The organism is Rhizobium sp. J15, assembly GCF_002531825.1.
In the GTDB taxonomy this organism is placed as follows: Bacteria; Pseudomonadota; Alphaproteobacteria; order Rhizobiales; family Rhizobiaceae; genus Rhizobium.
This window is the reverse complement of record NZ_NWSX01000013.1, coordinates 142,418-153,138: the sequence shown is the minus strand read 5'-3', so window position 1 is coordinate 153,138 and position 10,721 is coordinate 142,418. Positions and strand designations below refer to the sequence as shown.

The 10,721-nt window shown below is 61.1% G+C and carries 11 protein-coding genes; 3 read left to right on the top strand and 8 right to left on the bottom strand.

Features of this window, described 5'->3' with window-relative positions:
- Positions 1-98: 98 nt before the first annotated feature.
- From CO670_RS14385 to CO670_RS14365, 5 genes are read right to left on the bottom strand one after another with little or no spacing between them, the layout of a single operon-like run.
- Positions 99-1,085, bottom strand: coding sequence for an oligopeptide/dipeptide ABC transporter ATP-binding protein (locus CO670_RS14385; protein WP_097590841.1), 987 nt, complete (start codon positions 1,083-1,085; stop codon positions 99-101).
- The gene (locus tag CO670_RS14380; protein ID WP_097590840.1) at positions 1,078-2,079 is read right to left on the bottom strand and encodes an ABC transporter ATP-binding protein; all 1,002 of its coding nucleotides are present in this window, start codon (positions 2,077-2,079) and stop codon (positions 1,078-1,080) included. Before CO670_RS14380 ends, CO670_RS14385 begins: the two co-directional genes overlap by 8 nt.
- 1 nt (position 2,080) lies before the next feature.
- Positions 2,081-2,998: an ABC transporter permease subunit gene (locus CO670_RS14375; RefSeq protein ID WP_097590839.1), complete on the bottom strand. Its 918-nt coding sequence runs from the start codon at positions 2,996-2,998 to the stop codon at positions 2,081-2,083.
- The gene (locus CO670_RS14370; protein ID WP_088673012.1) at positions 2,995-3,918 is read right to left on the bottom strand and encodes an ABC transporter permease subunit; all 924 of its coding nucleotides are present in this window, start codon (positions 3,916-3,918) and stop codon (positions 2,995-2,997) included. Before CO670_RS14370 ends, CO670_RS14375 begins: the two co-directional genes overlap by 4 nt.
- A gap of 48 nt (positions 3,919-3,966) precedes the next feature.
- A complete protein-coding gene (locus CO670_RS14365) occupies positions 3,967-5,547 on the bottom strand; it encodes a peptide ABC transporter substrate-binding protein (protein WP_097590838.1) in 1,581 nt (526 codons plus the stop codon).
- Between the two features lie 285 nt (positions 5,548-5,832).
- On the opposite strand from CO670_RS14365, the gene CO670_RS14360 reads away from it, so the two are divergent.
- From CO670_RS14360 to CO670_RS14350, 3 genes are all read left to right on the top strand, one after another.
- A complete protein-coding gene (locus CO670_RS14360; RefSeq protein ID WP_097590837.1) occupies positions 5,833-7,479 on the top strand; it encodes an alpha-glucosidase in 1,647 nt (548 codons plus the stop codon).
- A 62-nt stretch (positions 7,480-7,541) separates the two neighbouring features.
- Positions 7,542-7,847: a type II toxin-antitoxin system RelE/ParE family toxin gene (locus tag CO670_RS14355; protein WP_097590836.1), complete on the top strand. Its 306-nt coding sequence runs from the start codon at positions 7,542-7,544 to the stop codon at positions 7,845-7,847.
- Positions 7,840-8,130 (top strand): addiction module antidote protein, encoded by a 291-nt coding sequence (locus CO670_RS14350; RefSeq protein WP_097590835.1) that lies wholly within the window; start codon positions 7,840-7,842, stop codon positions 8,128-8,130. Before CO670_RS14355 ends, CO670_RS14350 begins: the two co-directional genes overlap by 8 nt.
- An 80-nt stretch (positions 8,131-8,210) precedes the next feature.
- Here CO670_RS14350 and CO670_RS14345 read toward each other — a convergent pair whose 3' ends face one another.
- From CO670_RS14345 to ade, 3 genes are read right to left on the bottom strand one after another with little or no spacing between them, the layout of a single operon-like run.
- The gene (locus CO670_RS14345) at positions 8,211-8,465 is read right to left on the bottom strand and encodes a hypothetical protein (protein ID WP_097590834.1); all 255 of its coding nucleotides are present in this window, start codon (positions 8,463-8,465) and stop codon (positions 8,211-8,213) included.
- On the bottom strand, positions 8,462-8,662 hold the full coding sequence (locus CO670_RS14340) for a hypothetical protein (protein ID WP_097590833.1): 201 nt from the start codon (positions 8,660-8,662) through the stop codon (positions 8,462-8,464). The genes CO670_RS14345 and CO670_RS14340 overlap by 4 nt, the downstream gene beginning before the upstream one ends.
- Positions 8,663-8,720: 58 nt before the next feature.
- Positions 8,721-10,418 (bottom strand): adenine deaminase, encoded by a 1,698-nt coding sequence (ade, locus tag CO670_RS14335; RefSeq protein WP_097590832.1) that lies wholly within the window; start codon positions 10,416-10,418, stop codon positions 8,721-8,723.
- Positions 10,419-10,721 lie beyond the last annotated feature (303 nt).

The following is a 10,721-nucleotide window of genomic DNA, read 5'->3' as shown; positions in this document are numbered from 1 at the left end:
ATTTTAACCGGACAGCAGTGGCACAAGGCCGAGGATGGCGTGCTGGGGCCGAAATTTGTCATCAAACCGAAGGCTGCCACACTCGGCCATCGCTCCATTCATGGCCTGTCCATATGATAGCAGGCCGCCTTCTGGCCGGGACGAACCTCCTCGATCGCAGGCATCTCCGTGCGACAGATATCGGTCGCCTTCCAGCAGCGGGGGGAGAAGACGCAGCCCTTCGGCGGGTTGAGCGGCGAGGGCGGATCGCCTTGCAGGCGGATGCGGGTGCGCAGGCGCGCGAGCTTGGGATCCGGGATCGGTGCCGCGGAAAAGAGCGCCTGCGTATAGGGGTGGGCCGGATGATCGAAGACGGTGGCGCAGTCGCCGGCTTCCACCACCCTGCCGAGGTAGAGCACCAGCACATCGTCCGAAATCAGGCGGACGACGGAGAGGTCGTGGCTGATGAAGATCAGCGTCAGGCCGAATTCCTTGCGCAGCTTGCGCAGAAGCGTGATCACCTGGCCCTGGATCGAGACGTCGAGGGCCGAAACCGGCTCGTCGCAGATGATGAGCTTCGGTCTGGTGATGACGGCGCGGGCAATGCCGATGCGCTGCGCCTGACCGCCGGAGAATTCGTGCGGATAGCGGTTGATCATTTCGGGCACCAGGCCGACGGCGGCCATGATCTCGCGGACGCGCTCCAGCCGCTGGGCTTTCGAAAGCTTCGGCTCGAAGACGGTGAGCGGCTCGGCGATGATGTCTCCAACCGTCATGCGCGGGTCGAGCGAGGCGATCGGATCCTGGAAGATGATCTGCATGTCGCGGCGGGCGGCGCGCATTTCCTCGTCGCTGAGGTCGAGAAGATTGCGGCCCTGCCAGAGGATGCGGCCCTTCTGCGATTTCAACAGCCGCAGGATGGAACGGCCGAGCGTGGACTTGCCGCAGCCGGATTCGCCGACGACGCCGAGTGTGCGGCCTTCGGCGAGATCGAAGCTGACATTGTTGACGGCTGTCAGAAAGACCGGTGGCTTGAAGAGGCCTTTCGCCGGCAGTTCGAACTGGGTCGTCAGGTTTTCGACCCTCAGAAGCGATCGGTCAGCCATGGTTCAGCAACTCCTCACGACGCGGGAACGGATGGTAGCAGGCGGCGCAGTGGCGCGGCGCCAGGATTTCGAGCGCGGGCGGGCGGTCGATGCAATCGTCCTGGACCTGCGAACAGCGCGGCGAGAAATTGCAGCCTTTCGGCAGGTGCTGCAGGTTCGGCGGGCGCCCGGGAATGACGACGAGATCGTCGACATCCTGGTCCGGGCGCGGGATCGAGGCATGCAGCGCCGCCGTATAGGGATGGGCGGGATTGTCGAAGAGTTCGTCGACCGGCGCTTCCTCGACGATGCGGCCGGCATACATGACGGCGACGCGGTCGGCGAGGCCGGCGACGACGCCGAGATCATGGGTGATCATGATGAGCGCCGTGTTCATCTCCGCCGTCAGGTCGTTGAAGAGATCGAGGATCTGCGCCTGGATGGTGACGTCGAGCGCCGTCGTCGGCTCGTCGGCGATCAGGAGCTTCGGCTTGGTGAGCAGCGCCATGGCGATGACGATGCGCTGGCGCATGCCGCCTGACAGTTCGTGCGGATAGAGGTGGAAGCGCCGGGTCGGGTCGGGGATGCCGACGCGTTTGAGCATATCGAGAGCTGCCTCGGATGCGGCGCGCGCCGTCAGGCCGCGATGAACCTCCAGCTGTTCCGTCAGCTGTCTCGAAATCTTCAGCGACGGATTGAGCGCGGTCATCGGGTCCTGGAAGACCATGGCCATGTCCTTGCCGCGGATCTGGTCCAGCTCGCGCGGTTTCAGCGACAGCACGTCCTTGCCTTCGAGCAGCGCCTGTCCCGTCGTTTTGCCGTTCTTGGCGAGAAGGCCCATGATGCCGAGGAAGGTCTGGCTCTTGCCGGAGCCGGATTCGCCGACGATGGCGATGCGTTCGCCGCGCCGGACCGTGAGGTTCATGTTGGAGACCGCTTTCACCTCGCCGTCGGGCGTTGCGAAAGTGATCGAGTAATCCTTGAGTTCAAGGAGGATGTCTTTTTCCTGAGGCATTCTATCGATCCTTCGGGTCGAACGCGTCGCGCAGGCCGTCGCCGATGAAGAGCAGGCTGAGCAGCAGCGCCACGAGGAAGCTGGCCGGGAAGATCAGCAGCCACGGCATGCTTTCCATGGCGTCGGTTCCTTCGGCGATCAGCGTGCCGAGCGAGGTCAGCGGTTCCTGCACGCCGAAGCCGAGATAGGAGAGGAAGCTCTCGGTGGCGATGATTTCGGGCACGGTCAGCGCCGCGAAGATCACCACCGGGCCGACGAGGTTCGGGATGATGTGCTTGACGATGATCTTGAACGGCCGCTGCCCGGAGGCGCGGGCCGCCTCGATGAATTCGCGGTGCTTGATCGACAGCGTCTGACCGCGGACGATGCGGGCCATGGTCAGCCATTCCAGCGCGCCGATCGCGGCAAAGAGCAGGTAGACGTTGCGGCCGAAGATCACCATCAAGAGGATGACGAAGAGGATATAGGGAAGCGCATACATGATATCGACAAAGCGCATCATGATCGCATCCAGCCTGCCGCCGATATAGCCCGATATCGCGCCATAGAGTACGCCGATGACGACGGAGACGACGGTCGCCGTCAGCGCCACGGCGAGCGAGATGCGGGTGCCGTAGAGAACGCGGGCAAGGAGATCGCGGCCGTTGGGGTCCGTGCCGAAATAATGGCCGGTCTCGATCGAGGGCGGAATGCGGAAGGCGGCCCAGTCGGGATCCTCGTAGTTGAAGGGAATGAACCAGGGGCCGAGGAAGGCGGCGAGGATCAAGAGCGACAGCACGGCGATCGAGAGTACGGCCGCCTTGTTGCGCCCGAGGCGGCGCAGCGCATCCCTGGTGAGAGAGCGGCCTTCGGGCGCCAGCCCTTCGGCCTCCAGAAGCTCCTGCGCGAGCAGCTCGCGTTTTGCGGGGTTGAGGATCATCGGTTTCTCACTTTCGGATCGAGCCAGGCATAGGCGATGTCGACGAGAAGGTTCAGGAACACGATCAGCACCATGTAGAAGATGACCGTGCCGAGAACCATGCCGTAATCGCGGTTCAGGGCTGCGTTGACGAAATAGCGGCCGATGCCGGGCAATCCGAAGATGCTTTCGACGACCAGCGAGCCGGTGAGAAGGTAGCTTGCCGCCGGCCCCAGATAGGAAACGACGGGCATCATGGCCGGTTTCAGCGCATGGCGCATGACGGTCAGCCGCGGGCCGATGCCCTTGGCCTTGGCGGTGCGGATGAAGTTCTGGTTCATCACCTCGATCATCGAGCCGCGGGTGATCCGAGAGATCCGCCCCGCATGCGGCAGGGCCAGGACGACGATCGGCAGGATCAGGTATTTGATCGAGCCGTCACCCCAGCCGCCGACCGGAAACCAGGCGAGGTGGATGCCGAAAATCAATTGCAGGATCGGCGCGATCAGGAAGTTCGGCAGCACGACGCCGACCAGGATGAGCGTGCCGAGAATGTAATCCGGCGCCTTGTTCTGGTAGAGCGCCCCGAGACAGCCGACAGTCACGCCGACGATGATGGCAATCAGGAAGGCAGCCGTGCCGATGGTGAAGGTATAGGGCAGGCCGATCATGATCTGCTGGGCGACGGTGAAATCCTCGCTGGCGAAGGAGGGGCCAAGATCGCCCCGCAGCAGGTCGCCGACATAGATCAGGTACTGCTGGATCAGCGGCTTATCGAGATTGTAGTGGACCGCGAGGTTCTTCAGGATCACCGGCGGCAATGGCCTTTCGCCATCGAACGGGCCGCCGGGGGCAAGGCGCAAAACAAAAAAGCAGGCTGTGACGGCGATCCACAGAACGGGGATCGTCGATAGCAATCGACGGAGGGCGTATTTGATCATGGTCGTGGGCCGGTCCTTCCCGCGCGGGGCGGGAAGGACCGTTTTCCCTTACTCTTTCATCGACAGCCAGCGGGTGCGGTGGATGTCCTGGATGTTGTCGACGAAGCCTTCGATCTTCGGCGAGACGACGTTCTTCGAGACATAGTAGTAGATCGGCAGGGCCGCGGATTCATCAAGCGCCAGCTGCTCGGCCTTCTTGAAGATATCGGCGCGCTTGGTCAGATCCGTCTGAGCGTTGCCGTCCTTGATCAGCTTGTCATATTCAGGATTGGACCAGCGACCGTAATTCATCTGCACGCCTGTCACCAGCAGGTTCAGGAAATTGTCCGGATCGTTGTAGTCGGCGAGCCAGCCGGCACGGCCGATCTCCACCTGACCGCGCTGCATCTGGTCGTAATGCACCTTGGTTTCGGCGTTGACGAGCTCGACGTTGACGCCGAGCGGCTTCCACATGGACGCGATCGCGACGGCGATGCGCTTGTGGTTGTCGTTGGTATTGTAGCTGAGGACCGCATGGAGCGGCTTGTCGGGGCCGAATCCGGCCTCGGTGAGCAGTTTCTTGGCTTCGGCGACCTTTTCGTTATAGGGCAGGTCCTTCCAGCTGACATAGGCCGGCTCGCCGTAATTCGCCGTGCCCGGCGGAACCCAGGAATAGGCCGGCAATTCGCCGGTGCCGAGGATCTGCGGGCCGATCACTTCGCGGTTGATCGCCATGGACAGCGCCTGGCGGACGCGCTTGTCGCTGAACGGCGGCTTCTGCGAGTTGACGACGTAATAATAGAGGCCGGAGAAGGGGGCGACATGGGCCTGACCCGGCAGGTTCTTCTTCATCCACTCGTACTGGTCGGTCGGGAAGTCGGTGAGAATGTCGAATTCGCCGGCACGGTAACGTTTCAGTGCCGCTTCCTGATCCTCGAGGACGAAGAACTTGGCGCCGTCGATCTTCAGGTCCTTGGTGCCGTACCACTGGTCGTTCTTGACTGTCGTCACATGCGAGCCCGGAACCCATTCGGTCGGCTTATAGGGGCCGTTGGTGACGATGTTGCCGATCTTGACCCAATCCTGGCCCTTCGCCTCGACGACATGCTTCGGCAGCGGATAGGCCGTGTAGTGCATCAGAGCGTTGATGAAATAGGGGGTCGGATTTTCCAGGGTGATTTCGAGCGTCTTGTCGTCGATTGCCTTGACGCCGAGCTGGTTGAGATCGGTGATCTCGCCCTTGTTGATCTTTTCGGCGTTCTTGATGGTGAACTGCAGGTAGGCGTAGTCGGCGGCGTTCTTCGGGTCGACGAGGCGCTGGAAGGCGAAGACGAAGTCTCCTGCCGTTACCGGCTGGCCATCGGACCACTTGATGCCGTCGCGAAGCTTGAAGGTGTAGACCTTGCCATCCGGCGAAATGGTCCAGCTTTCAGCCTGGCCGGGAATTGGATTGTCCTTGGCATCCTCGGTGACAAGGCCTTCGAAGATGTCGCCGGCGATACGATTCTCCCAGTCGCCGGACAGTTTCTGTGGATCGAGCGACTGCGGGTCGCCACCATTGTGAATATTGATCGTCGCCGCATGGGCGGAAAACGCCAGCAATGTGCCAAGCATTGCAGAGGCGAGAAATTTTTTCGAGAATTGGTTCATGGTGGGTCCACCTTTCTAGGCTTTGCGCCTTTATTAGACATTTGTTCCCGATATTTGACCTTTTACGTGCAGGTCAGCGCGCACCTTATCGCAAAGCCTTTGCGTTGCAACCCCAAATCCGGAGGCTGGTTTTGGGTTGTGCACAAGCCTATATACGTCTCCCCCTTGCCGGATCGCGACGAAGCGTCGCGGCGGTTTCAGCGCGGGCATCGCGGCTTGATATGGTTGTCTTTTGTTTCGTCCGCTTTAGTGTGGCGAGCGCGAACAAGGCAGGAGACGTGGCCGATGGCATTGCAGGCAGGCGGGAATGCGGACTGGTGGCGCGGCGCGGTGATTTATCAGGTCTATCCGCGCTCGTTTCAGGACACGAACAGCGACGGGCTCGGCGATCTCAAGGGTATCACCCGCCGGCTGCCGCATATCGCCAGCCTCGGCGTCGACGCCATCTGGCTCTCGCCCTTCTTCAAGTCGCCGATGGCCGACATGGGCTACGACGTTTCCGACTATTGCGATGTCGACCCGATCTTCGGGACGCTCGCCGATTTCGACGAGATGATGGCCGAGGCGCACAGGCTCGGCATCAAGGTCGTCATCGACCAGGTGATTTCACATACGTCGGACAGGCATCCCTGGTTCGTCGAGAGCCGGGCGAGCCGGACCAATCCGAAGGCGGACTGGTATGTCTGGGCCGATCCGAAGCCCGATGGCACGGCGCCGAACAACTGGCTGTCGATCTTCGGCGGGCCGGGCTGGGAGTGGGACGGCGTGCGCCGGCAATATTACCAGCACAACTTTCTGACCTCGCAGCCCGATCTCAACTTCCACAGCAGGGAGGTGCAGGATGCGGTGCTGGAGACGGTGAAGTTCTGGCTCGACCGCGGCGTCGACGGCTTCCGGCTGGATACGGTCAATTATTATTTCTGCGACAAGCAGCTCAGAAGCAATCCGCCGCATGAGCCCGATGAGGATGACGCAGGCCTCGATGCGCCAGACAGCAATCCCTACGGCATGCAGAACCATCTCTACGACAAGACGCAGCCGGAAAATGTCGATTTCCTCAAGCGCTTCCGGGCGCTGCTCGACCGGTATGAGGACCGCACGACCGTCGGCGAAGTCGGCGACGGGGCGCGTTCGCTGAAGACGGTTGGCGCCTATACGAGTGGCGGCGACAAGCTGCATATGTGCTACACCTTCGACCTGCTCGGACCGGAGTTCACCGCCGCGCATATTCGCGGCTGCGTCGAAGCCTTCCAGAAGGCGGTGACCGACGGCTGGGTCTGCTGGGCCTTCTCCAATCACGACGTCATGCGCCATGTCAGCCGCTTTGCGCTGACCGAGGAGGAGCGGCCCGTTATCGCCAAGCTCGCGATCTCGGTGCTCGCGGCGCTGCGCGGTTCGATCTGCCTCTACCAGGGCGAGGAACTCGGCCTGCCGGAGGCCGAGCTTGCCTTCGAGGATCTGCGCGACCCCTACGGCATCCGCTTCTGGCCGGCCTTCAAGGGCCGCGACGGATGCCGCACGCCGATGCCCTGGGAGGCGGGCAAGGCGCATGCCGGCTTCACCTCGGCCGAGAAGAGCTGGCTGCCGGTGCCCTATGAGCAGGCCGCACTTTCCGTCGATACGCAGGAGGGGAGTGACGGCGCGGTGCTGCACCACTACCGCAGGACGCTCGCTTTCCGAAAGAGCCATCCAGCATTGATCGACGGCGAGATGACCTTCATCGGCACCAACCAGGACCTGCTCGCCTTCACCCGCGAGAAGAATGGAGAAAAACTGCTCTTCGTTTTCAACCTGACGCGCAAACCGGCGGAATTCCGCCTGCCTGAGGGCATGGTATTCGGCGAGTCGCTTGAGATGCCGGGGTACGAGGCGGTGGTTGGCGCGGAAACGGTGAAGCTTGCGGCGCTGGACGGATTCTGTGCGCGGGTTTGACGGTCTCGCTATCGCTGCGGGGATAGATTTTGACAGACTGTATTTTTTAAATTACAACTGATGTGTTCATTCTGAAGCAAACGGCCACTTTCCAGAAGTGGCACAAGAGATTGAAGGATGGAAAGGCGAAGGCGATGATTGCCCTGCGCCTCCAGCGCCTTGCGACCGGACATGCCGGCGATGCCGCGCCGGTCGGCGAAGGAGTGAGTGAACTGCGCATTCACTACGGGCCCGGCTATCGGATCTACTACCGCAAGCGGGGAGAGACCATCATCGTCCTTCTCTGCGGAGGCGATAAGAGCACGCAGGAAACCGATATAAGAACGGCAAAGAGAATTGCCATGGAATGGAGCGACGATAATGGCTGAAGAGATATTCGACTTCGATCCGGCTGAGTTGCTTGATTCCGACGAGGCTATCGAAACCTTTATTACCGAAGCACTGCAGACCGGTGACGCGAAATTCATCGCATCGGCTCTTGGCGTCGTTGCGCGCGCCAAGGGCATGAGCAAAATTGCGAGGGAAACCGGCCTTGCGCGCGAACATCTCTACAAGGCACTCAGTGAGAACGGAAATCCCACGCTTGAAACGACGCTGGCCGTTATGAAGGCAATCGGACTTGAGTTGACGACGCGGCATCATGCTTTTTAAGGCCAATTTTGGATGCAGAAATCTCGCACGCTATTGCGGCTGCGACGGCCGATGGGGATCGGGCTCGAGTATTTTTAAAGCTACTTTAGCAACTTATCATAGTCCGCATGAGAGCCGATCCAAAACCAAATGACGTCGTCTCCCTCTCTCACGGCCAGCGCTCTCCAGGAGGTGCCGACGCGTGCCGACCAGAAGCGGCCGACGCGCTTGAAATGCAGAGATGGATGTCTGGGATCTTGTTTGAGCAGGTCGAAGTTTTCGTCGGCCAGCTTCCTTATCTGTTCAGGTAAGCCGTCATAGGCCTCCCAGAAGCCGGGAGTCGCATGGTGTTTCAAAGCCGTCTTGTCTTTCCGGAACGAAAATCCGCAAGGGCCTTGTCTGCGAGATGGTCGAGCCTACCGCTTGCCGCGTCTGTTTCCAGTTGCCGATCCCAGCGCTCGGCCTGAAGGGCTTCAAACCACGCGGAGAAGGCTTCGAACTCCTGCTTGTCGAGTTCGGCCACGGATTTTTCAATCTGTTCCAGCTTGGTCATGATTTTCTCCCGCGATATCGCAAAATAGGCGCTGGTGCGGAGTTTGCCAAGGATTGCGTCACCCGATCAGCGCGAACTTGTCTACATCGACCATTCCCTTGTCCGAGATCTTCAGGTGCGGGATAACCGGCAGCGGCAGGAAGGCCAACTGGAGGAAGGGCTCTTCCAGCGTGGCGCCGAGCGCGAAGGCGGCCTTGCGCAGATGGTGCAGCGTGTCGCGGACCTTTTCGTAGGGCTCGAGGCTCATCAGGCCGGCGACGGGCAGGGCGATTTCGCCGGTGACCTTGCCATCTTCCACGACGACGAAGCCGCCCTTGATTTCGCCGAGGCGGTTTGCGGCGCGGGCCATATCGTCCTCGTCGACGCCGACGACGCAGATATTGTGGCTGTCATGGCCGACGGTTGAGGCGATGGCGCCCTTCTTCAGGCCGAAGCCCTGGACGAAGCCGTTGGCGTGGTTGCCGTTCTTGCCGTGGCGCTCGATAACGGCGACCTTGATGATGTCGTTGGAAAGATCGACCGTCGTCTCATTGCCTTTGACGGGGAGGCGGTAGCGGCGATGCTCGGTGATGATCTTGCCCGGCATGACGCCGATGACCGATGTTTCGCCCTCTCTGGCCGGCACACCGAAATGGGCAGCGTTGACCGGCCGGGCTTTGACGCTGTCGAGGCCGATGGGGGCGACCGGTTTGCGCGTGGAAAAGAGCCTATCGGTGACGCGGCGGCCGGCGGAGAAGACCATGTCGGCGCGGCAGTTTTCCAGACTGTCGAGAACCACGAGATCGGCGCGCCAGCCGGGCGCCACCAGGCCGCGGTCCCTGAGACCGAAGGCGCGGGCGGCCGAGATCGAGGCGGCGCGGTAGATCGCCAGGGGCTCGACGCCGTTGGCGATCGCCGTGCGGATCATGTGATCGAGATGGCCCTGTTCGGCGATGTCGAGCGGATTGCGGTCGTCGGTGCAGAGCGCGAGATAGGGTGAAAGCCGTTCGGTGATGATCGGCATCAGGGCGGCAAGATCCTTCGACACGGAACCTTCGCGCACGAGGATATGCATGCCCTTGCGAATCTTTTCCATCGCTTCGGCGGCACTCGTGCATTCGTGTTCGGTGCGGATGCCGGTTGCGAGATAACCGTTGAGGTCGTTGCCGGATAAAAGCGGCGCGTGGCCGTCGATATGGCCGCCCTGGAAGGCGTCGAGCTTGGCCATGCAGACGGGATCCTTGTGGATCACGCCGGGGAAATTCATGAACTCGGCAAGGCCGATGACCTTCGGATGATCGCGGAAGGGCAGGAGATGCTCGATCGGCAGGTCGGCGCCCGCAGTCTCGAGATGTGTCGCCGGAACGCAGGAGGAGAGCTGGACACGGATGTCCATGATCGTCTCCAGCGCCGATTCCAGGAAGAATTCGATGCCCTCGGTGCCGAGCACATTGGCGATCTCGTGCGGATCGCAGATGGCGGTGGTGACGCCGTAGGGCAGGACGCAGCGGTCGAATTCATGTGGCGTCACCAGCGAGGATTCGATGTGCAGATGCGTGTCGATGAAACCCGGCACCACGATCCTGCCGGATATGTCGATCTCGGTCTCACCCTTATAGCTGCCTGAAGTCCCGACGATGCGGTCGCCGCCGATGGCGATATCGGAGCGGACGATTTCGCCGGTGACGAGATCGAAGAAGCTGCCGCCCTTCAGCACGATGTCGGCGGGGATACGGCCCACACCCTGGTCGACGAGACGTTCGAGCTTGGTGGTCATGATCTACCTCTTCGACTGATTTTTGCCATTGATACCCACTGAATGCCGGAAGATATCCGGCTGCTTTCATCCTTCCGGCAGCAGTGCTAGTGAAGCGAGAATACAGATGTCAATTTCCAACTCAAGGTCATGATATGAAAGCAATTATTTCGGCGGCCTGTGCGGCTGTCGTGTTGTTGAGCGGATGTGTGAACAATTCAGCGGTACTCAAGACGGACAAGCATGGGAAGGTGAGCCAGGTCATCCTTGAAAGGTCGACGGGAAGTGTCGCTTCGGACGAAAATCTGAAGCACGTCTTGATCT

What these genes read in the sequence shown, in the direction of transcription:
- CO670_RS14340 (WP_097590833.1), bottom strand. Translation starts at nt 8,662, where the DNA reads ATGACCAAGCTGGAACAGATTGAAAAATCCGTGGCCGAACTCGACAAG.
- CO670_RS14365 (WP_097590838.1), bottom strand. Translation starts at nt 5,547, where the DNA reads ATGAACCAATTCTCGAAAAAATTTCTCGCCTCTGCAATGCTTGGCACA.
- CO670_RS14360 (WP_097590837.1), top strand. Translation starts at nt 5,833, where the DNA reads ATGGCATTGCAGGCAGGCGGGAATGCGGACTGGTGGCGCGGCGCGGTG.
- CO670_RS14350 (WP_097590835.1), top strand. Translation starts at nt 7,840, where the DNA reads ATGGCTGAAGAGATATTCGACTTCGATCCGGCTGAGTTGCTTGATTCC.
- CO670_RS14380 (WP_097590840.1), bottom strand. Translation starts at nt 2,079, where the DNA reads ATGCCTCAGGAAAAAGACATCCTCCTTGAACTCAAGGATTACTCGATC.
- CO670_RS14375 (WP_097590839.1), bottom strand. Translation starts at nt 2,998, where the DNA reads ATGATCCTCAACCCCGCAAAACGCGAGCTGCTCGCGCAGGAGCTTCTG.
- CO670_RS14385 (WP_097590841.1), bottom strand. Translation starts at nt 1,085, where the DNA reads ATGGCTGACCGATCGCTTCTGAGGGTCGAAAACCTGACGACCCAGTTC.
- ade (WP_097590832.1), bottom strand. Translation starts at nt 10,418, where the DNA reads ATGACCACCAAGCTCGAACGTCTCGTCGACCAGGGTGTGGGCCGTATC.
- CO670_RS14370 (WP_088673012.1), bottom strand. Translation starts at nt 3,918, where the DNA reads ATGATCAAATACGCCCTCCGTCGATTGCTATCGACGATCCCCGTTCTG.